The following is a 19,419-nucleotide window of genomic DNA, read 5'->3' as shown; positions in this document are numbered from 1 at the left end:
GTGTACGTCTGTCTTATGGTTTGCTCAGCCTTTGGACTTATGCCCTTTTTATCTCTAGCCTTCTCACGGAGCCCGCCGGACGCCAGACGTTTGGCGTGCACCTGTATGACGTGCTGGAATTCGCAGAACCTGAGCGTAGGAACGGCCGTCGTTGTTGCGCCGTCGCCGAGAGGTTGTTGGTCCAGTGAGGAACACGAGGCGAGCTGAGGCGGGTACCGGGCAGGGCCCGCGTGGGAACTTCACTCCGCCACAGCGTCCGGGCAGCAGCCCGGAGCCGGTGGCCGAGGACGTGCCGGGGCCGGGCGGCCGGTTCAGCGCGCGCAACTGGCGGATGGCCACCCGGCTGAACGCCATCCTCCTCATCCCGGTCCTCGTCGCACTCGTGCTGGGCGGCTTCCGCGTCAACAGCGCCGTCAGCACCTGGCAGCAGGCCGACGACGCGGTGCACATCGCCAACCTCGTCCGCGCCGCCGCCACCTACGGCAACGCGCTGGAGAACGAGCGCGACACCACCGTGGTGCCCCTGCTGGAAGGCCACCGCGACGCGCAGGAGGTGTCGTCCGCCTACGCCACCACCGACGCCGCCGCCCGCGCCTTCGACAAGGCCGCGATCGGCATACCCGACGGCGCCGACCTCAAGCGCCGGATGGCCAGCTTCCGCAGCGTCGAGCCGCAGCTCCCCTCGCTCCGCAAGTCCGCCTTCACCGGCCAGCTCTCCGGTGTGCAGACCGAGGAGTGGTACGTCAGAATCCAGCACCCGCTGAGCGAGCTGTCTAACGAACTCGGCTTCGGCACCGGCAACAGCGCCTCCTACGGCCGCACCCTGTATGCCATCTCGCTCGCCAAGGCCGCCGAGTCGCTGACCCGCTCCATCGGCGTCCACATCCTCGTCGAGAAGCACCCCTCCGCGCAGGAACTCGCCCTCCAGAAGACCGCGCTCGGCTCGTACCAGTACCTGGAGGGCATCGCGCTGGAGGAGTACGACGGCGGTGGCAGCACCGCGGACCAGGCCCGGCTCAAGGCCGCGCAGGACAACGCGGTGAAGCAGGGCCAGGCGCGGATCACCACGGCGCTGAACAAGGCGAAGGCCGCGCACACCGCCTACGTCGTGCCGCCGGACCTCACCAAGATGGTCACCGACCTGACGGACCCGGCGTACACCGTCGCCCGGCTCGACGCCGAGGGCGTCACCCCCGCGTCCTACCTCTCCGCCGCCACGCTCTCCTTCGACGCCTACCGCTCGGTCGAGACCCACCTCGCCGACCAGGCCGCCGCGGACGCCTCGCACCTGGCCTCCCACGCCAAGCGCGACGTGTTCATCAACTCCGCGATCGTGCTGGTCGCGCTGATCATCGCGTTCATCGTGGCCGCGCTGATGGCCCGCTCGATGTCCCGCAACATGCGGCGGCTGCGCGCGGCCGCCTTCGACATCGCCGAGACCCGGCTGCCCGCACTGGTCGACCAGCTCTCCCGCACCGACCCGGGCCGGGTGAACACCCAGGTCGCGCCGATCCCGATCAACACCCGGGACGAGATCGGCGAGGTCGCCCGCGCCTTCGACCAGGTGCACCGCGAGGCGGTCCGGCTCGCCGCCGAGCAGGCGCTGCTGCGCGGCAACGTCAACGCGATCTTCACCAACCTCTCGCAGCGCAACCAGGGCCTCATCCAGCGCCAACTCAGCCTGATCACCGAGCTGGAGAACAACGAGGCCGACCCCGACCAGCTCGAGAACCTCTTCAAGATGGACCACCTCGCCACCCGTATGCGGCGCAACGGCGAGAACCTGCTGGTGCTCGCCGGCGAGGAGCCCGGCCGCCAGTGGAACCAGCCGGTGCCGCTGGTGGACGTGCTGCGCGCGGCGGCCTCCGAGGTGGAGGCGTACGACCGGATCGAACTGGTCGGCATCCCCGAGACCGACATCCACGGCAGCGCGGTCAGCGACCTGGTGCACCTGCTCGCCGAGCTGCTGGAGAACGCCACCTCGTTCTCCTCGCCGCAGACCAAGGTGCGGGTCACCGCGACCCGGCTGCCGGACGGCCGGGTGATGGTCGAGATCCACGACAAGGGCATCGGCCTGACCGCCGAGGACTTCGCGGACATCAACCACAAGCTCGCCGACCCGCCCACGATCGATGTAGAGATCGCCAAGCGGATGGGCCTGTTCGTGGTCGGCCGGCTCTGCGAGCGGCACGGCATCCGGGTCCAGTTGCGCCCCTCCGGCGAGCAGGCCGGCACCACCTCGCTGGTGATGCTGCCCGAGCCGATCACCCACGGCGGTGGCGGCGACCCGGTCGAGCCCGACAGCGACTTCACCGTCTCCCGGATCGTCCCGGAACACGCGGCCGACCAGCCCGGCCGGCCCGGCGAGCCCGGCCTGCTGCGGCCCGAGGTCAACGGGCAGCGCACCGCGGCCGAACTCGGCTTCGACGACTCCCGCTACGACGAGAACGGCCCGCGCGCGCTCGACCCGGTCGGCCGCTCGCTGCTGCGCGAGGAGCGCCGCGCCCAGCTGGAGGCCGCCGCCTCGGACCGTCAGGACGGCGAGCAGCCGGTCGAACTGCCCCAGCAGCGAAGGGAACCGGCCGACTTCGACCCGACCGGCCAGAACCTCGGGAACCAGGACCTCGGGAACCAGAACCTCGGCAGCCAGAACCTCGGGGGCCAGGACCACCTCGGCGGACCGGACTTCGGCACCCAGCAGCCGGCCGCCGGGGACTTCGCCGGCCAAGGCGGCTACCCGCAGGGGTACGCCCAGGAGTACCCGCAGGGATACACCCAGGGGTACGACCCCAGCTTCGACCCGGCCTACCAGCAGCAGGCGTACGAACAGGGCTTCCAGCCCGGCTACCAGCAGCAGGGCTACACCGAGCCGGCGGGCGGATGGGGTCAACCCCCGGCCGAGACCCCGGCGGAGAACGGCTTTTCGGCCGGTCCCGCGCAGAACGGTTTCTTCGAGCAGCCGTACGGGACCGGTTCCGGCCAGACCTACGACCCCGCGGCGCCCTATGCCGAGCAGCCCGGATACGGCACGGAGTACCAAGACGGCGGTCAGCAGGCCGGGTTCCCGGGGGCTCCCGGTTACGGCCCTGCTCAGGAGGGATGGCCGCAGGACACACCGGAGGTAACGGAATCCGTTCCGCCGCTCCCCGAGGGACCCTCCGAGAGCGTAGTCTCGCCTTCGCTGACGGACGCCGGTCTACCGCGCCGCGAACGGCAGCGCACCAGCCCCTCCGACCAGCAGTCCGATCAGCAGCCCAGCGAGCCGAGCCGGCAGCCGGGTCCGAACCCGCAGGCCGCGCCGCCCGCGGGGGAGCAGCCCGCCCAGGAGTCCACCGATCCCCACGAGCAACCCCAGCCGGACGGCACCGACTGGCGGTCGACGAACGACGAGCACTGGCAGCGGGCCGAGTCGGTCCGCGAGCCCAAGGCAGGCGGGGTCACCCCCTCCGGCCTGCCACGGCGGGTACCCAAGGCCAACCTGGTCCCGGGTGCCGCGGCACAGACCCCGCAGGGCGGCCCACAGGTCTCCCGCGCACCGGAGGACGTACGTGGCAGGTTGAGTAATCTGCGACGTGGCGTCCAGCAAGGGCGCACTGCTGGAACTGACACGAACGGACAGGCCACCGACAGCCGATTCGGCGGCCCCCAGAACCAGGAGCGCTAGTTGAGTCCGATGAGCCAGGCGGCACAGAATCTGAACTGGTTGATCACCAACTTCGTGGACAACACCCCGGGGGTGTCCCACACGGTGGTGGTCTCCGCCGACGGCCTGCTGCTCGCGATGTCTGATGGTTTTCCGCGTGATCGTGCGGATCAGTTGGCGGCGGTGGCCTCGGGGTTGACGTCGTTGACCGCTGGTGCCTCCCGGATTTTCGAGGGGGGCAGTGTGAACCAGACGGTGGTGGAGATGGAGCGGGGCTTCCTCTTCATCATGTCGGTGTCGGATGGTTCGTCGCTGGCGGTGCTGGCGCATCCGGAGTGCGACATCGGTCTGGTCGGCTACGAAATGGCCCTGCTCGTCGACCGGGCAGGAAGCGTACTCACCCCCGACCTTCGGGCCGAACTTCAGGGCAGCTTGCTCAACTAACGCATGGGCGGCGGGCACGCCCGGGCACCTGCCAGGTGCTCGGGTGGCAGCGCGGCCGTTTCAGGAGGAGGACTCGTGAGCACTTCCCCCGGTGGAGACCCGTACGGCAACCAGCCCCAGCAGCCGGCGAACCCGTACACCTACCCGTCGGCGCCCGACCCGGAGCAGCAGCCCGGGCAGCCCGGCACGCCCTACCGCCAGCCCCGCATCCAGCCGTACGCCCCGCCGCAGGCCCCGCCACCGCAGAGCCAGGCGCCGGGGCAGCGCCAGGGCCAGCACGGCCGCCCGCCGGCGCAGGGCCAGGGATACGGCCAAGGTCAGGGCCAGGGGTACGGCCAGGGGCAGGGCCGGCACGACGCGGGCCGCTCACGCACGCCCTCAGGACTGGTCCGCCCCTACGCCATGACCGGCGGGCGGACCCGGCCGCGCTACCAGCTCGCCATCGAGGCACTGGTCAGCACCACCGCCGACCCGGAGCGCCTGCGCGGGCAGCTCCCCGAGCACCAGCGGATCTGCCTGCTGTGCCGCGAGGTCAAGTCGGTGGCCGAGATCTCCGCGCTGCTGACCATCCCGCTCGGTGTGGTCCGCATTCTTGTCGCCGACCTGGCCGAGGCCGGACTGGTCGCGATCCACCAGCCCGGCGGCGACGAGGCCGCGGGCGGCCAGCCAGATGTGACACTGCTTGAAAGGGTGCTCAGTGGACTTCGGAAGCTCTAGCGGTCCGGCCCGCGCCACCACCTCCGCGAAGATCGTGGTGGCGGGCGGCTTCGGCGTGGGCAAGACCACGTTCGTCGGTGCCGTCTCGGAGATCAACCCGCTGCGCACCGAAGCCGTGATGACCTCCGCGTCAGCCGGCATCGACGACCTCACGCACGCGCCGGACAAGACCACCACCACGGTGGCGATGGACTTCGGCCGCATCACGCTCGACGAGGACCTGATCCTCTACCTGTTCGGCACCCCGGGGCAGGACCGGTTCTGGTTCATGTGGGACGACCTGGTGCGCGGCGCGATCGGCGCGATCGTGCTGGTCGACACCCGGCGGCTGGCGGACTGCTTCCCGGCGGTCGACTACTTCGAGAACAGCGGGCTGCCGTTCGTGATCGCCCTCAACGGCTTCGACGGCCACCAGCCGTACGGCCCCGAGGAGGTCCGTGAGGCGCTGCAGATCGGTCCCGAGGCGCCGATCATCACCACCGACGCCCGGCACCGCGGCGAGGCGAAGAGCGCGCTGATCACGCTCGTCGAGCACGCTTTGATGGCCCGGCTGCGCTGACGCCGGCGGGTCCGCCGGTGCGTCCGAGGGGCGCACCGGCCCGGTTCCGGGGGGACTTGGCGATACTCGTTTTGGAGCGCCGTCCCGGATCGGGTAATGTTCTTCCTGCGCCGCCGGACAGGGCCAAGGCCCGAACCGGAGACGCACACCGAACAAGATCCCTTACCGGGATTGCGTTTTGGTGGGGTATGGTGTAATTGGCAACACGGCTGATTCTGGTTCAGTTGTTCTAGGTTCGAGTCCTGGTACCCCAGCAGCACTTCAGCAAGTGCGAGCCCCCGTTGTGTAGCGGCCTAGCACGCTGCCCTCTCACGGCAGTAGCGCCGGTTCGAATCCGGTCGGGGGTACAGATCCTTTCATTCCGTCCACGTCGGGTCGCTCCCGGCCTGGACGACGCGAGGATCGCCAGGGCCCCCGTTGTGTAGCGGCCTAGCACGCTGCCCTCTCACGGCAGTAGCGCCGGTTCGAATCCGGTCGGGGGTACAGAGTTCGACCCGAAGCCCGCCGCGGTCCGCGGCGGGCTTCGTCGTTCATCCGGAGCGGCGCAGTGCCTCGCTGAGCCGGCCGGCGGCGTCGACCACGGCCTGGGCGTGCATCCGGCCCGGGTGCCGGGTGAGCCGCTCGATCGGCCCGGAGACCGACACCGCGGCGACCACGCGGTTGGACGGCCCGCGCACCGGCGCGGAGACCGAGGCGACCCCGGGCTCGCGCTCGCCGATCGACTGCGACCAGCCCCGGCGGCGCACCCCGGACAGCGCGGTGGCGGTGAAGCGGGCGCCCTGCAGGCCCCTGTGCAGCCGCTCGGGCTCCTCCCAGGCCATCAGGACCTGAGCGGCAGAGCCGGCCTTCATCGGCAGCGTGGAGCCGACCGGCACGGTGTCCCGCAGCCCGGACAGCCGCTCCGCCGCGGCCACGCAGATCCGCATGTCGCCCTGGCGGCGATAGAGCTGCGCGCTCTCGCCGGTCATGTCGCGCAGGTGCGTCAGCACCGGCCCCGCGGTGGCCAGCAGCCGGTCCTCGCCGGCCGCGGCGGCCAGCTCCGACAGGCGCGGGCCCAGGATGAAGCGGCCCTGCATGTCGCGAGCCACCATGCGATGGTGTTCGAGCGCGACCGCCAGGCGGTGCGCGGTGGGGCGGGCCAGGCCCGTGGCACCGACAAGCCCGGCCAGGGTGGCCGGACCCGACTCCAGCGCACTGAGCACCAGAGCCGCCTTGTCGAGAACGCCGACGCCGCTAGAGTTGTCCATGAAACGATACTCGCGTCTCAGAGTGTGAAACGCAAGTTCAATTTTCCCGGGAACGCGTCACGCTGGGAGCACAGCGCAGGACCAACACCTAGTGGGCCCCGCGACGACGCGGGCCGGAGGGACAGCGATGGGTAGGACACTCGCGGAAAAAGTCTGGGACGACCATGTCGTCCGCCGCGCCGAAGGCGAACCTGATCTGCTTTTCATCGATCTCCACCTCCTGCACGAGGTGACCAGCCCCCAGGCGTTCGACGGGCTGCGGATGAACGGCCGGCGGGTGCGCCGTACCGACCTCACCATCGCCACCGAGGACCACAACACCCCGACCCTCGACATCGACAAGCCGATCGCCGACCCGGTCTCCCGGACCCAGTTGGAGACGCTGCGCAAGAACTGCGCGGAGTTCGAGGTGCGGCTGCACCCGCTCGGTGACGTCGAGCAGGGCGTGGTGCACGTGGTGGGGCCGCAGTTGGGCCTGACCCAGCCCGGCACCACCGTGGTCTGCGGCGACTCGCACACCTCCACGCACGGCGCTTTCGGCGCGCTGGCGTTCGGTATCGGCACCTCGCAGGTCGAGCACGTGCTGGCCACCCAGACGCTGCCGCTGGCCCCGTTCCGCACGATGGCGGTCACCGTCGACGGCGAACTGCCCGACGGCGTCACCGCCAAGGACCTGATCCTCGCGGTGATCAGCCGGATCGGCACCGGCGGCGGCCAGGGCTACGTCATCGAGTACCGCGGCTCGGCGATCGAGAAGCTCTCGATGGAATCCCGGATGACCGTCTGCAACATGTCGATCGAGGCGGGCGCCAGGGCGGGCATGATCGCCCCGGACCAGACCACGTTCGACTACCTGGAGGGCCGCGCGCACGCCCCCAAGGACGCCGACTGGGACGCGGCCGTCGCGTACTGGAAGACGCTCAGGACCGACGACGACGCCGTCTTCGACCACGAGGTGCGGATCGACGCGGCCGAGTTGGCGCCGTTCGTCACCTGGGGCACCAACCCGGGCCAGGGCGCGCCGCTGAGCGCGTCCGTGCCGGACCCGGCGTCGTACACCGACGCCGGCGACCGGATCGCCGCCGAGAAGGCCCTGGAGTACATGGGCCTGACCGCGGGGCAGCCGCTGCGCGAGGTCGCCGTGGACACCGTCTTCGTCGGCTCCTGCACCAACGGCCGGATCGAGGACCTGCGCGCGGCCGCCGCCGTCGTGCAGGGCCGCCGGATCGCCGACGGGGTACGGATGCTCGTGGTCCCCGGCTCGGTGCGGGTGGCGCTACAGGCCGTCGAGGAGGGCCTGGACAAGGTGTTCACCGCGTCCGGCGCCGAATGGCGGCACGCGGGTTGCTCGATGTGCCTGGGTATGAACCCCGACCAACTCGCGCCCGGCGAGCGCTCCGCGTCCACCTCGAACCGCAACTTCGAGGGACGGCAGGGCAAGGGCGGCCGTACCCACCTGGTCTCCCCGCAGGTGGCCGCCGCCACCGCGGTGCTCGGCCACCTCGCCTCGCCCGCCGACCTGTCCGACGCCCCTGTCCTGACGGAGGTCTGAGCCGCCATGGAAGCCTTCACCACCCACACCGGCCGGGCCGTGCCGCTGCGCCGCAGCAACGTGGACACCGACCAGATCATCCCCGCGCACTGGCTGAAGAAGGTCACCCGCAACGGGTTCGAGGACGGCCTGTTCGAGGCGTGGCGCAAGGACGACTCGTTCGTGCTCAACGCGCCGCAGTACGCGGGTGCCACCGTCCTGGTGGCCGGCGCCGACTTCGGCACCGGCTCGTCCCGTGAGCACGCCGTCTGGGCGTTGCAGAACTACGGCTTCAAGACGGTGATCTCGTCCCGCTTCGCGGACATCTTCCGCGGCAACTCGCTGAAGAACGGGCTGCTGACGGTGGTGCTGCCGCAGGAGACCGTCGAGGAGCTGTGGCAGCTCGTCGAGGCCGACCCGACCGCGGAGATCACCGTGGACCTGGTCGCCCGGGAGGTGCGCGCCGACCGCCCGCAGGGGCCGCTGACCGCGCCGTTCGAGCTGGACGACAACGCCCGCTGGCGGCTGCTGGAAGGGCTGGACGACATCAGCCTGACGCTCGCCAACGAGCCGGACATCGCCGCGTTCGAGAGCACCCGGCCGTCCTGGAAGCCCAGTACCGCAAGGGTCTGACGCCCCTGGCCGGGCCCCTGGGTCCGGCCGCCGCACGCACCGCGCAAGCGCCCCTCACGTCCTCGTGGGGGGCGCTTTCGCGTGTCCGGACGACCCGGACACCACCCCGCCATGGGTACTGGAAAACAGGCTCGGAACACCCGGTTGGCCCTGTCGCGCTCGACAACTCGCCGCAGATGGCACAATCGACGCATGGAACGCGACGGCCAACTGGAGCTCTACGGGGTCCTCGCCGCGCGTTTGAAGCAGGCGCACACGCGCGTCGCCAATCCCGAAGTCCCGGACGGGACAAGGCGGGAGTTGACCCGGCGACTGCTCGCGGTGACCGCGGTGGCGAAGCACGATCTCGCCGACGCGGCACGGCGCCTGGAGGTGTTAACGGCTGAGTTGGACGAGCTCGGAATCCCCGATCACTGATCACGCGGAGTACCGAGTTCGTTGCGGCACAAGGGTGATTCGCCCGTTTCGTATTTGATTTGCGGTATATATCCGCCTAGCGTGCGAAATCAGCCCGTACTCATTCGCCGGGCAAGTTTCCGAAGGGGAAGACGTGAACAAGGCGCAGCTCGTAGAAGCGATTGCCGACAAGGTGGGCGGCCGGCAGGCCGCCGCGGACGCGGTTGACGCGGTTCTCGACGCGATCGTCCGCGCGGTGGTCTCCGGTGACCGGGTCTCGGTCACCGGGTTCGGTTCGTTCGAGAAGGTCGAGCGTCCCGCCCGTTACGCTCGCAACCCCCAGACCGGGGAGCGGGTCCGGGTCAAGAAGACCTCCGTGCCGCGGTTCCGTGCGGGGCAGGGCTTCAAGGACCTGGTCAGCGGGTCGAAGAAGCTTCCGCGTGGCGGCGAGGTCTCGGTCAAGAAGGCGCCCAAGGGCAGCCTGAGCGGCGGTGCCTCCACCACCGCCCGCACCGCGACGAAGAAGGCCGCCGCGAAGAAGGCGACCACCGCGCGGAAGGCGGCCACCGCCAAGACCGCGGCCGCGAAGAAGACCACGGCGGCCAAGAAGACCACCGCCAAGAAGGCGTCCACCGCGAAGAAGTCCGCCACGAAGAAGGCCACCACCGCGAAGAAGGCCGCCGCCAAGAAGGCGCCCGCCAAGAAGACCACCGCCAAGAAGGCGCCGGCCAAGCGCTCCGCCCGCAAGACCGCGAAGCGCGCCGCCGCCAGGTGACAGCCGCGTTACGGCTCCACCCGCTCCACCCGCTTCACCGCGCCGGGCCGGGCCCCCTTCCCACGGGGCGCCCGGCCCGCGCTATTTCGCGTCCGCGGGTCGGACGGGATCGGGCTCCGGCTCGGACGGGATCGGGCTCCGGGTCAGGCCGGGTCGGGACCCGGGTCCGGGAAGGTCTGCAGGGTCAGGAACGTCACGCGGCGGGCCGAACCCGCGCCCTCGGTGCGGATACGGACCCGCTGGCCCGGGCGCAGCAGCAGCAGCCGCCCCGCGTCGAACGCCGCGGCGTCGAACTCCAGCGGGGTGCCGTCGTCCAGCAGCACACTGCCGGCGCGGCTGACGGGATCGAACGTGAACGCGGTGGCCTGCATGGTGGCAAGCCTAGACCGGACCCTCCGGGGCGGTGCGTTCTGTCGGTTCCGGGACCCCTTGCCGGTGGACAGTTGGCCCGCGCGACAAGCCACCCACCGACAGCTGGTCCCGGAACCGGCGGGGCTACCCGCCCTGGGGGGTCAGGCTCGCCGCAGCCGCGGCCGTGTGCGGGCCGACGCCCAGCGCGAGCGCAACGGCGAGGTCTTCCAGGGTGTCCACGTCCTGCCGCACCGAGGGCGCCGCGGGGAGCGTGATCTCGGCGGCCCCGGACGCGAGGTGCCGCGCACGCGACGCCCCGCCGAACCCGGGAGCGAGCGGCAGATACGGCACCGTGGTGAGCAACGTTGTCCCCACGCCGGTCGCATCGGCGAGGAACGCCCGCTCACAGGCCCCCGCGGCCGCGCGCAGCACTTCCGCCAGTTCCCCCGGCCGCAAGGCCGGGAGATCGCCGTTCAGGGCCGCGACCGGAGCATGCGGCCGGCGCGCCCTGACCGTCTCCGCGCCGTGCCGCAGCGCGGCGTTCAGCCCGGCGGCGGGGGAGTCCGCCACGACGAAGGCGCCGAGCCCGGCGAGTTCGGCACCGGCGGTCGCGTCGTCGGTGACCACCGTGACGTCCTCGACCTCGGCGCAGGCCAGCGCGGCGCCCACCGTGTCCAGCGCGAACGCCAGTGCCAGCGCGGGTCGTACCGCTCCCGCCGCCGCCAGCCTGCTCTTGGCCACCGCGAGCGGCTTCAACGGCACGACCAGCGACCACCTCGCCTCATCCACGTCGTCCATTGTGCGGGCCACCACCGACAAAGCGGCCGGGCCCGGGCGCGGCCGGCCCCGCGGCACCGTCGGTGCCCGGTACCAACCCGGTACCCGCCCGGTGACAGCCCGGTGGCAGAGGTGCCCCGCCGGACGTGAACCGCTGGCGTTAACCTCTCGGTAGCCGCGATCCTTGAGCGGCGCCACCGGCAACGAAGAGGAGTCCCGGGTGTCCCGCCGCAGAATCGGTTTCTGGTACCGCCTGGCGGCCGCCATCGCCAAGCCGCCGCTCATCGTGCTCTTCAAGCGGGACTGGCGCGGAATGGAGAACATTCCGGCCGAGGGAGGATTCCTCACCGCGGTGAATCACAACTCCTACCTCGACCCGCTGCTGTACGCGCATTTCCAGTACAACACCGGTCGGCTTCCGCGCTTCCTGGCGAAGGCGGCGCTGTTCAAGCCGTTCTTCGTCGGCGCGGTGATGCGCGGCACCGGGCAGATCCCGGTGGTGCGGGCCACCGCCGACGCCGCGGCGGCGTACCGCTCGGCGGTCGAGGCGGTCAACAAGGGGGAGTGTGTGGCGTTCTACCCCGAAGGCACCCTCACCCGGGACCCGGACCAGTGGCCGATGGTCGGCAAGACCGGCGTCGCCCGTGTCGCGCTGCTCACCCGGGCACCGGTGATCCCGATCGCCCAGTGGGGCGCCAACGAGTTCCTGCCGCCGTACGCGAAGAAGCCGAGCTTCCTGCCGCGCAAGACGCACCGCGTGCTGGTCGGCCCGCCGGTCGACCTCAGCGCCTGGTACGGCAAAGAGCCCACCGCCGAGGTGCTGCGCGAGGTCACCGGGGCCATCATGTCCGATGTGAAGCAACTCCTGGCAGAAGTCCGCGGCATCCCCGCCCCGGACGGCCTGTACGACCCGCGCAAGGCGGCCAAGGACGCCAAGGGCAACGACGGCAAGGGGGCGGCGTGACGGCTCGCTGCGCCGTGTACGGCACCGGGTCCTGGGGCACCGCGTTCGCGATGGTGCTGGCCGACGCGGGCTGCGAGGTGTCCTTGTGGGGGCGCCGGCCCGACCTCGCCGCCGCCATCAACACCACCCGGATCAACCCGGAGTACTCCAGCGAGATCACGCTGCCGCCGGCCGTGACGGCGACCACCGACCCGGCCGAAGCCGCGGCCGGCGCCGAATTCGTCTTCCTGGCCGTGCCGTCGCAGGTGCTGCGCGCCAACCTCGCCGACTGGGCGCCCCTGATGCGCCCCGACGCGGTCCTGGTCAGCCTGATGAAGGGCGTCGAACTCGGCACCGCCAAGCGGATGAGCGAGGTGATCGAGGAGGTCGCCAAGGTCGATCAGGACCGCGTCGCGGTGCTGACCGGCCCCAACCTCGCCCCCGAGATCGCCGCCCGCCAGCCCGCCGCCGCGGTGGTCGCCTGCCGTGACGAGTCCGCCGCCCGCCGCATCCAGACCGCCTGCCACACCGCGTACTTCCGGCCGTACACCAACACCGACGTGACCGGGTGCGAACTCGGCGGCGCGGTGAAGAACGTGATCGCGCTCGCGGTCGGCATCGCCGGCGGCATGGGCATGGGCGACAACACCAAGGCGTCCCTGATCACCCGCGGCCTCGCCGAGACCACCCGGTTGGGCCTGGCGATGGGCGCGGACCCGTACACCTTCGCCGGCCTCGCCGGGATGGGCGACCTCGTCGCCACCTGCTCCTCCCCGCTGTCCCGCAACAACACCTTCGGCCACAACCTCGGCCGCGGCATGAGCCTCGCCGAGACCATCGCCGCCACCAGCCAGACCGCCGAGGGCGTCAAGTCGTGCGAGTCCGTCGCCGACCTCGCCCGCAGGCACGGCGTCGACATGCCGATCACGGAGACCGTGGTCGACATCGTGCACAACGGGAAGTCACCCGTCGTGGCCGTCAAGGAGTTGATGTCACGTTCCGCGAAACCCGAACGGTAAGGTCAACGCGACATGAGCAACCTGCCATCGCCCCAGAGCCCGGATCAGCACTCCGAGCGGCCGAGTTACGACCGCAAGCCGCGCGTCGCCGTCGTGTTCGGCGGGCGCAGCTCCGAGCACGGCGTGTCCGTGGTGACCGCGGCCAGCGTGCTGCGCGCCATCGACCGCGACAAGTACGACGTCCTGCCGATCGGTATCACCACCGAGGGCCGTTGGGCGCTCACCGCCGACGAACCCGAGCGGATGGCCATCGCCGACCGGCGGATGCCCAGCGTCGAGCAGGTCACCGACCACGACGGCGCGGTCCTGCTGCCCGTCGACCCGGGCAACCGGGAGGTCGTCTACACCGAGGTCGGCGCGGTGCCGAAGGCACTCGGCGAGGTCGACGTCGTCTTCCCCATGCTGCACGGCCCCTACGGCGAGGACGGCACCCTCCAGGGGCTGCTGGAACTGTCCGGCGTGCCGTACGTCGGCGCGGGTGTGCTCGCCTCCGCGGTCGGCATGGACAAGGAGTACATGAAGCGGATCTTCACCTCGTTCGGGTTGAAGGTCGGCCCGTACACGGTGATCCGCCCGCGCGAGTGGGAGCAGGACCAGGCCGCCGCCCGCCGCAAGGTGCTGGACTTCGCGCAGGTGCACGGCTGGCCGCTGTTCATCAAGCCGACCCGGGCCGGCTCGTCCATCGGCATCAGCAAGGTCGAGGGCCCCGACGAACTCGACGCCGCGCTCGCCGAGGCCCGCAGGCACGACCCGAAGGTGCTCGTCGAGGCGCTGCTGCGCGGACGCGAGATCGAGTGCGGCGTGCTGGAGTTCGCGGACGGCCCGCGCGCCTCGGTGCCCGCCGAGATCCCGCCGGCGTCCAGCAGCGACTTCTACGACTTCGACGCGAAGTACATCGACTCCGCCGAGGGCATCGTGCCGGCCCCGCTCACCGAGGAGCAGACCGAGCGCGTACGGCGGCTGGCCGTCGAGGCGTTCGAGGCCGCGTCCTGCGAGGGCCTGGTCCGCGCGGACTTCTTCCTGCTGGACAGCGGGGAGTTCGTGATCAACGAGATCAACACCATGCCCGGCTTCACCCCGATCTCGATGTACCCGCGGATGTGGCAGGAGAGCGGTGTCGGCTACACCGAACTGATCGACCTGCTCATCCAGGCGGCGCTGCGCCGCTCCACCGGCCTGCGCTGACCGCGGCGCCGGCCCCGACCCGCCGTCCGTACCGATCCCCGCCGAGCCGAGCGTGCCGCGCTCAGATTCCGGCGGGGATCGTGTGCTTGACGGCCGAGGCCAGATCGGTCAGCGGCCCGAGGTCGGTGGCGTACTTCTTCGGCAGCACCACCTCGACGTACGCCTTGCGCAGCGTCGTGGTCAACCGGAAGGAACCGTCCGACTGCGGTTCGATGGACCAGCCGACACCGTCGACCTCCACCCCGTCGGTGTTCTCCGAGTCGTCCGCGGCCGGACGCGGCACACCGCAGCGCAGCACGATCGTAGGATCACCCCATCCGGCGGTCAGCGGGGACACCGGCTTGAGATCATGGCCGGGCAGTCCGTTGACCTTCTTCGGCAACTGCGCGTGCAGCGCCTTGCAGTAGGCGGTGACCTGGGAGTCCGGAACCGGGACGGCGACCGACTCGTCGTCGCTACCGGAAGCGGTGAACACGTAGACCGCCGCCGCGGACAGGCACGCGGCGGCGGACACGGAGATCAGCACGACCCGGCGGTAGAACATCACCGGGAAAGCATAGGGAGAGCCCCGCTTCCAGGGCTCGGCGGGGGCTATATATGGACGACCGGGCAGGTCAGCGTGCGGGTGATGCCTTCCGCCTGCTGGACCTTGGCGACCACCATGCGGCCGAGTTCGTCGACCGTGTCGGCCTGGGCGCGGACGATGACGTCATAGGGACCTGTGACGTCCTCCGCCTGAATGACTCCGTCGATCTTGGAGATCACCTCCGCTACTGCCGAGGACTTCCCGACCTCGGTCTGGATCAGGATGTACGCCTGTACCACGGAACCTCCAGGGCGGCTTCGAGGATCATGTGGGAGGGGAGACGCCACGTTATCGCGTCGCCGCGCGCAGCGGGGAGACCCGCGCGGTACCAGACCCCCGTATTGGCGGGAAACACGCAGTGGAACGGACCGGAGCACGGGCACCGGCCGAGAATCGAGGGGACGACGATATGAAGGGGACTGTGGGCGAGCTGGGGGAGTTCGGGCTCATCAGGGAACTGACCTCCCGCCTCACCTCTACCCCCGCGGTGCAGATCGGCCCCGGCGACGACGCCGCCGTGGTCGCCGCACCCGACCGCCGGGTGGTGGCCACCACCGACGTGCTCCTCGAAGGACGGCACTTCCGCCGCGACTGGTCCACCGCCTACGACGTGGGCCGCAAGGCCGCCGCGCAGAACCTCGCCGACATCGCGGCCATGGGCGCGGTGCCCACCGCGGTGCTGCTCGCCCTCGTGGTGCCCGCCGAACTGCCCGTCACCTGGCCGGTCGAGCTGATGGACGGCATCAGGGACGAGTGCCAGGTGGCCGGTGCGGCGGTGGTCGGCGGCGACGTGGTGCGCGGCGACACCATCACCGTGTCCATCACCGCGCTCGGCGACCTGCGCAACCGCGCCGCCGTCACCCGCGCCGGCGCCCGCGCGGGCAACCTGATCGCCGTCACCGGCTGGCTCGGCTGGTCCGCCGCCGGACTCGCCGTGCTCTCCCGCGGGTTCCGCTCGCCGCGCGCCTTCGTCGAGGCGCACCGCCGGCCCGAGCCGCCGTACCACGCGGGCCCGGCCGCCTCGGAACTCGGCGCCACCGCGATGACCGACGTCAGCGACGGCCTGGTCGCCGACCTCGGCCACATCGCCGCCGCCAGCGGCGTGGACATCGACCTGCGCTCCGCCGCCATCGACGTACCCGCGCAGATGACGGACATCGGCCAGGCCGTCGGTGTCGATCCGCTGCACTGGGTGCTCACCGGCGGCGAGGACCACGCCATCGTGGCCGCGTTCCCGCGCGACGTGAAACTCCCGGCCCGCTGGCGGATCATCGGCGACGTCACCGCGCCCGCCGGACGCACCCCGCGGGTCACCGTCGACGGCGCTCCCTGGGACAAGGCCGGCGGCTGGGACCACTTCGGGTCCGACGCGTGAGCGGCCCGGACGTGGCCGGCGCCACGGGTGAGCCGGCCGCGCCCCGGCAGCAGCGCACCGCGCCACCGCGGGTGCTGACCGTGGCCGGCTCCGACTCCGGCGGCGGCGCGGGCATCCAGGCCGACCTCAAGACGATGCTCGCGCTCGGCGTGCACGGCATGAGCGTGCTCACCGCCGTCACCGCGCAGAACTCGCTGGGCGTACAGGGTGCCTGGGAACTGCCGGTCGACGCGGTCCGCGCGCAGTTCCGCGCCGTCGTCGACGACATCGGGGTGCAGGCGGTCAAGACCGGCATGCTCGCCTCCGCGGCGACGGCCGGCACCGTCGCCGACCTGCTCGGCGGGCTCGACCGCGACGTACCCGTGGTGGTCGACCCGGTCGCCGTCTCCAAGCACGGCGACGCGCTGCTGGGCGAGGAGGCGGTCGACGTGGTGCGCGGCCGGCTGCTGCCGCTGGCCACGGTGGCCACCCCGAACCTCGACGAGGTGACCCAGCTCACCGGTGTCGTGGTCGCCGACGAGGCGGGGATGCGCGCGGCGGCCCGCGCGGTGCTCGGGTACGGCCCGCGCTGGGTGCTGGTCAAGGGCGGGCACCTGCCCGGCGCCGAGCGGCACGCGGAGGCCGTGGACTTGCTCTCCGACGGCCGCACCGAGCGGTGGTACCGCGCGCCCCGGTACGCCAACCGCCACACCCACGGCACCGGCTGCACCCTGGCCAGCGCGCTCGCCTCGTACCTGGCGCTGGGGCACGACGTGCCCGCGGCGGTCGGCTACGCCAAGGAGTACGTCAGGGGCGCCATCGAGGCGGGCTTCCCGCTCGGGGCGGGCATCGGCCCGGTCGACCACGGCTGGCGGACCCGCACCGGGGAACGCTGAAAAGCCGATCCACCGTGAGGTGGATCGGCTTCAGGTAGCCACCAGGACTGCGCTGCGGTCAGCGCGTGACCTTGCCGGCCTTGATGCACGAGGTGCAGACGTTGAGGCGCTTCGGCGTCTTCCCGACAACCGCACGCACGCGCTGGATGTTGGGGTTCCAACGACGCGGAGTACGGCGGTGCGAGTGGGAGATGCTGTTGCCGAAGCCCGGCCCCTTGCCGCAGACGTCGCAGTTAGCAGCCACGGGTCACTCCAAAGACTTCAGATGCTCAGATGCATTTACGGTGAGAAAACCCGGGAGAGCCCCAGGCAACCGGAGCAGCATACAACGACCGCTCCCGTAGAACGAAACTACCACGGTCCGGGCGCCCTCCCGGCCGGTGGCCGCCCGGACCCCGCCGGTGACCACCCGGTGACCGTACGGGAGATCGGCAGGTGACGGCCAGGTTGCCGGCAGGGAGCGCGCCCGCCGGACGCCGGACGCCCGCACCACCCGGCCGTCGCCTTCCGCCCGCCCTCCCGCCCGGCAGTACGCTCACCAGCAGCCCCACCCCAGGACGCCGGACCCCCGGCCCCCGACGCCCGGACCGCCGACGTCCGAACCGCCTGACCGCCGAACTCCCGACCCCGGCGCCCCCGGTGCCCCGCAAGGAGGACCTGTTGCCCCCCACGCTCGACGCGGCCGCGGTGCGTTCCTGGTGCCGGCTCTCGCTACGGGCGCTGGGGCGGGCCCGCGAGGAGATCGACGCGATCAACGTCTATCCGGTCGCCGACGGGGACACCGGCACCAACCTCTACCTGACCGTCGAGTCGGCCGCCCAGGCCGTCGAAGCGGTCTTCGACGCGCACGCCGCCGGCCGCGCCGACCCCGGCGGCGCCCCCGCGCCCACCCTCACCGAGGCGTTCCGCGCCCTGTCGCACGGGGCCCTCATCGGCGCCCGCGGCAACTCCGGCACCATCCTCGCCCAGTTGCTGCGCGGCGTGAACGAGGCGCTGTCCGCGCCTCCGGGACCGGACGGCCGGATCGCGGCGGACGACCTGCGCCGCGCGCTCGCGGCCGCCGCGGAGGCCGGTTACGCGGCCGTGGCCCGGCCGGTGGAGGGCACCATGCTCACCGTCGCCACCCGCGCCGCCGAGGCGGCCCGCGCCGCCGAGGGCGGCATGACCGAGGTGGCACGGGCGGCCCACGCCGCCGCTCTCGCCGCGCTGGCCGCCACCCCCGGCCAACTCGGCGCGCTGCGCAGGGCCGGTGTGGTGGACGCGGGCGGCCTCGGCCTGGTCGCGCTGCTCGGCGCGCTCTGCGAGGTCGTCACCGGCGAGCCCCCCACCGACCGGCCGGTCTCCGGCACGGGCACCTCCTTCCGCCACGCGCACGTACCGGAAGCCGCCGACCCCGACGCCGGGCCCTGCGCCGACGGTTCCGCGTTCGGCGCCGACGGACCCGCGTTCGAGGTGATCTTCCTGCTGGAGGGCACCGACGCCACCGTGGACGTGCTGCGCGGCCGGCTCGACGCGCTCGGCGACTCGCTGGTCGTGGTCGGCGGCGACGGCCTGTGGAACGTCCACGTCCACGTGGACGACGTCGGGGCCGCGCTGGAGGCCGCGATCGACGCCGGGCGGCCGTACCGGATCAGGGTCACGCACTTCGGCGACCAGGCCCGGCGGCCGCGCGGCGAGCGAGCCGTACGCGCCGTGGTCGCCGTCGTCCGCGGCGACGGCCTCGCCGAACTGTGCGCCCAGGCCGGCGCGACCGTGGTCGCCCTACGCCCGGGGGAGCGGCCCGCCAGCGGCGAGATCGCCGCCGCCATCCGCCGCGCGCACGCCCGCGAGGTCGTCCTGCTGCCCAACGACACCGAGTTGCGGCACGTCGCGGGCGCCGCCGCCGAACAGGCCAGGGCCGACGGCGTACGGGTCGCCCTGATCCCCACCCGCTCGGCCGTGCAGGGCCTGTCCGCGCTCGCCGTCCACGAGCCGAGCCGCCGCTTCGACGAGGACGTGGTCGCCATGACCGCGGCCGCCGGCGCCACCCGCTACGCCGAACTCGCCGTCGCCGAGCACCAGTCCTGGACCACCGCCGGGATCTGCCAGGCCGGCGACATCCTCGGCCTGATCGAGGACGACGTCGCCGTCATCGGCGCCGACCTCGCCGAGACCGCGGTCGCCACGCTGGAACGGATGCTCACCGCCGGCGGCGAACTCGTCACCCTCGTCCTCGGCCCCACCGCCCCACCCGACCTCGCCGACCGCCTCCGCGCCCACGTCCACGACCACCACCTCGCGGTCGACACGGTCACCTACGAAGGCGGCGACACGGCCACCCCTCTCCTCATCGGCGTGGAATAGGTCCGCCGTCACCGGCAGGT

20 protein-coding genes and 3 tRNA genes are annotated in these 19,419 nt (G+C 71.8%); 17 read left to right on the top strand and 6 right to left on the bottom strand.

What is annotated here, in order from left to right; genetic code table 11:
- Window positions 1-331: 331 nt before the first annotated feature.
- From ACIPAE_RS19655 to ACIPAE_RS19625, 7 genes are all read left to right on the top strand, one after another.
- Window positions 332-3,664: a nitrate- and nitrite sensing domain-containing protein gene (locus tag ACIPAE_RS19655; RefSeq protein ID WP_402446910.1), complete on the top strand. Its 3,333-nt coding sequence runs from the start codon at window positions 332-334 to the stop codon at window positions 3,662-3,664.
- A gap of 9 nt (window positions 3,665-3,673) precedes the next feature.
- Complete coding sequence (locus ACIPAE_RS19650) at window positions 3,674-4,087, top strand: roadblock/LC7 domain-containing protein (RefSeq protein WP_093787504.1); 414 nt, start codon at window positions 3,674-3,676, stop codon at window positions 4,085-4,087.
- Window positions 4,088-4,162: 75 nt separating this feature from the next.
- A complete protein-coding gene (locus ACIPAE_RS19645; RefSeq protein ID WP_402446686.1) occupies window positions 4,163-4,804 on the top strand; it encodes a DUF742 domain-containing protein in 642 nt (213 codons plus the stop codon).
- Window positions 4,785-5,363 (top strand): ATP/GTP-binding protein, encoded by a 579-nt coding sequence (locus ACIPAE_RS19640; protein WP_328469907.1) that lies wholly within the window; start codon window positions 4,785-4,787, stop codon window positions 5,361-5,363. The genes ACIPAE_RS19645 and ACIPAE_RS19640 overlap by 20 nt, the downstream gene beginning before the upstream one ends.
- A 182-nt stretch (window positions 5,364-5,545) precedes the next feature.
- Window positions 5,546-5,617, top strand: a tRNA-Gln gene (locus tag ACIPAE_RS19635).
- A 20-nt stretch (window positions 5,618-5,637) separates the two neighbouring features.
- Window positions 5,638-5,710, top strand: a tRNA-Glu gene (locus ACIPAE_RS19630).
- A 63-nt stretch (window positions 5,711-5,773) separates the two neighbouring features.
- A tRNA-Glu gene (locus ACIPAE_RS19625) sits at window positions 5,774-5,846 on the top strand.
- Between the two features lie 47 nt (window positions 5,847-5,893).
- On the opposite strand, the gene ndgR is transcribed toward ACIPAE_RS19625, so the two are convergent.
- Entirely contained in the window at window positions 5,894-6,610 is a 717-nt protein-coding gene (ndgR, locus tag ACIPAE_RS19620; protein ID WP_328469909.1) for an IclR family transcriptional regulator NdgR, read from the bottom strand.
- 127 nt (window positions 6,611-6,737) lie between these two features.
- On the opposite strand from ndgR, the gene leuC reads away from it, so the two are divergent.
- The 4 genes from leuC to ACIPAE_RS19600 all read left to right on the top strand — a co-directional run bounded on the left by leuC (window position 6,738) and on the right by ACIPAE_RS19600 (window position 9,945).
- Window positions 6,738-8,162 (top strand): 3-isopropylmalate dehydratase large subunit, encoded by a 1,425-nt coding sequence (gene leuC, locus ACIPAE_RS19615; RefSeq protein WP_402446683.1) that lies wholly within the window; start codon window positions 6,738-6,740, stop codon window positions 8,160-8,162.
- Window positions 8,163-8,168: 6 nt separating this feature from the next.
- Window positions 8,169-8,774: a 3-isopropylmalate dehydratase small subunit gene (gene leuD / locus ACIPAE_RS19610; protein ID WP_328469913.1), complete on the top strand. Its 606-nt coding sequence runs from the start codon at window positions 8,169-8,171 to the stop codon at window positions 8,772-8,774.
- 192 nt (window positions 8,775-8,966) lie between these two features.
- Window positions 8,967-9,191 carry a hypothetical protein gene (locus ACIPAE_RS19605; protein ID WP_329364275.1) on the top strand — a complete coding sequence of 75 codons (225 nt, stop codon included), beginning with the start codon at window positions 8,967-8,969 and terminating at the stop codon, window positions 9,189-9,191.
- Between the two features lie 133 nt (window positions 9,192-9,324).
- Window positions 9,325-9,945: an HU family DNA-binding protein gene (locus ACIPAE_RS19600; RefSeq protein WP_329364273.1), complete on the top strand. Its 621-nt coding sequence runs from the start codon at window positions 9,325-9,327 to the stop codon at window positions 9,943-9,945.
- A gap of 143 nt (window positions 9,946-10,088) precedes the next feature.
- On the opposite strand, the gene ACIPAE_RS19595 is transcribed toward ACIPAE_RS19600, so the two are convergent.
- Both ACIPAE_RS19595 and cofC read right to left on the bottom strand, forming a co-directional pair.
- Entirely contained in the window at window positions 10,089-10,316 is a 228-nt protein-coding gene (locus ACIPAE_RS19595; protein ID WP_329364271.1) for a hypothetical protein, read from the bottom strand.
- A gap of 124 nt (window positions 10,317-10,440) precedes the next feature.
- On the bottom strand, window positions 10,441-11,094 hold the full coding sequence (gene cofC, locus ACIPAE_RS19590) for a 2-phospho-L-lactate guanylyltransferase (protein WP_328469921.1): 654 nt from the start codon (window positions 11,092-11,094) through the stop codon (window positions 10,441-10,443).
- 199 nt (window positions 11,095-11,293) lie between these two features.
- Between cofC and ACIPAE_RS19585 the strand changes: the two genes are divergently transcribed.
- Genes ACIPAE_RS19585 through ACIPAE_RS19575 form a run of 3 tightly spaced genes read left to right on the top strand, consistent with a single transcriptional unit; the run spans window position 11,294 to window position 14,220 of the window.
- Window positions 11,294-12,037, top strand: coding sequence for a lysophospholipid acyltransferase family protein (locus ACIPAE_RS19585; protein ID WP_328469923.1), 744 nt, complete (start codon window positions 11,294-11,296; stop codon window positions 12,035-12,037).
- Window positions 12,034-13,035 (top strand): NAD(P)H-dependent glycerol-3-phosphate dehydrogenase, encoded by a 1,002-nt coding sequence (locus tag ACIPAE_RS19580; protein ID WP_329364267.1) that lies wholly within the window; start codon window positions 12,034-12,036, stop codon window positions 13,033-13,035. The genes ACIPAE_RS19585 and ACIPAE_RS19580 overlap by 4 nt, the downstream gene beginning before the upstream one ends.
- A gap of 12 nt (window positions 13,036-13,047) precedes the next feature.
- Entirely contained in the window at window positions 13,048-14,220 is a 1,173-nt protein-coding gene (locus ACIPAE_RS19575; protein ID WP_329364265.1) for a D-alanine--D-alanine ligase family protein, read from the top strand.
- A gap of 61 nt (window positions 14,221-14,281) precedes the next feature.
- On the opposite strand, the gene ACIPAE_RS19570 is transcribed toward ACIPAE_RS19575, so the two are convergent.
- Entirely contained in the window at window positions 14,282-14,764 is a 483-nt protein-coding gene (locus ACIPAE_RS19570; RefSeq protein WP_329373855.1) for a DUF3515 domain-containing protein, read from the bottom strand.
- Window positions 14,765-14,811: 47 nt separating this feature from the next.
- Entirely contained in the window at window positions 14,812-15,045 is a 234-nt protein-coding gene (locus tag ACIPAE_RS19565; protein WP_328469928.1) for an Lrp/AsnC ligand binding domain-containing protein, read from the bottom strand.
- A 170-nt stretch (window positions 15,046-15,215) separates the two neighbouring features.
- Between ACIPAE_RS19565 and ACIPAE_RS19560 the strand changes: the two genes are divergently transcribed.
- Together ACIPAE_RS19560 and thiD are read left to right on the top strand one after the other, a co-directional pair.
- Window positions 15,216-16,181, top strand: a complete 966-nt coding sequence (locus ACIPAE_RS19560) for a thiamine-phosphate kinase (protein WP_328469930.1) — start codon at window positions 15,216-15,218, stop codon at window positions 16,179-16,181.
- A gap of 71 nt (window positions 16,182-16,252) precedes the next feature.
- Window positions 16,253-17,056: a bifunctional hydroxymethylpyrimidine kinase/phosphomethylpyrimidine kinase gene (gene thiD / locus ACIPAE_RS19555; RefSeq protein WP_402446906.1), complete on the top strand. Its 804-nt coding sequence runs from the start codon at window positions 16,253-16,255 to the stop codon at window positions 17,054-17,056.
- 58 nt (window positions 17,057-17,114) lie between these two features.
- Here the strand turns inward: thiD and rpmB are convergent, their stop codons facing one another.
- Window positions 17,115-17,300, bottom strand: a complete 186-nt coding sequence (gene rpmB / locus ACIPAE_RS19550) for a 50S ribosomal protein L28 (protein WP_093737864.1) — start codon at window positions 17,298-17,300, stop codon at window positions 17,115-17,117.
- A gap of 416 nt (window positions 17,301-17,716) precedes the next feature.
- On the opposite strand from rpmB, the gene ACIPAE_RS19545 reads away from it, so the two are divergent.
- Complete coding sequence (locus ACIPAE_RS19545; RefSeq protein ID WP_402446673.1) at window positions 17,717-19,399, top strand: DAK2 domain-containing protein; 1,683 nt, start codon at window positions 17,717-17,719, stop codon at window positions 19,397-19,399.
- The last annotated feature ends 20 nt before the right edge of the window (window positions 19,400-19,419 follow it).

The organism is Streptomyces sp. NPDC087270, from assembly GCF_044744625.1.
Classification (GTDB): domain Bacteria; phylum Actinomycetota; class Actinomycetes; order Streptomycetales; family Streptomycetaceae; genus Actinacidiphila.
Note: the sequence above shows the minus strand (reverse complement) of the source record. Positions and strands in the feature narration are given on the sequence as shown.

What these genes read in the sequence shown, in the direction of transcription:
- ACIPAE_RS19560 (WP_328469930.1), top strand. Translation starts at nt 15,216, where the DNA reads ATGAAGGGGACTGTGGGCGAGCTGGGGGAGTTCGGGCTCATCAGGGAA.
- cofC (WP_328469921.1), bottom strand. Translation starts at nt 11,094, where the DNA reads ATGGACGACGTGGATGAGGCGAGGTGGTCGCTGGTCGTGCCGTTGAAG.
- ndgR (WP_328469909.1), bottom strand. Translation starts at nt 6,610, where the DNA reads ATGGACAACTCTAGCGGCGTCGGCGTTCTCGACAAGGCGGCTCTGGTG.
- ACIPAE_RS19650 (WP_093787504.1), top strand. Translation starts at nt 3,674, where the DNA reads ATGAGCCAGGCGGCACAGAATCTGAACTGGTTGATCACCAACTTCGTG.
- leuC (WP_402446683.1), top strand. Translation starts at nt 6,738, where the DNA reads ATGGGTAGGACACTCGCGGAAAAAGTCTGGGACGACCATGTCGTCCGC.
- ACIPAE_RS19655 (WP_402446910.1), top strand. Translation starts at nt 332, where the DNA reads ATGGCCACCCGGCTGAACGCCATCCTCCTCATCCCGGTCCTCGTCGCA.
- ACIPAE_RS19595 (WP_329364271.1), bottom strand. Translation starts at nt 10,316, where the DNA reads ATGCAGGCCACCGCGTTCACGTTCGATCCCGTCAGCCGCGCCGGCAGT.
- leuD (WP_328469913.1), top strand. Translation starts at nt 8,169, where the DNA reads ATGGAAGCCTTCACCACCCACACCGGCCGGGCCGTGCCGCTGCGCCGC.
- ACIPAE_RS19575 (WP_329364265.1), top strand. Translation starts at nt 13,048, where the DNA reads ATGAGCAACCTGCCATCGCCCCAGAGCCCGGATCAGCACTCCGAGCGG.
- ACIPAE_RS19570 (WP_329373855.1), bottom strand. Translation starts at nt 14,764, where the DNA reads ATGTTCTACCGCCGGGTCGTGCTGATCTCCGTGTCCGCCGCCGCGTGC.
- ACIPAE_RS19605 (WP_329364275.1), top strand. Translation starts at nt 8,967, where the DNA reads ATGGAACGCGACGGCCAACTGGAGCTCTACGGGGTCCTCGCCGCGCGT.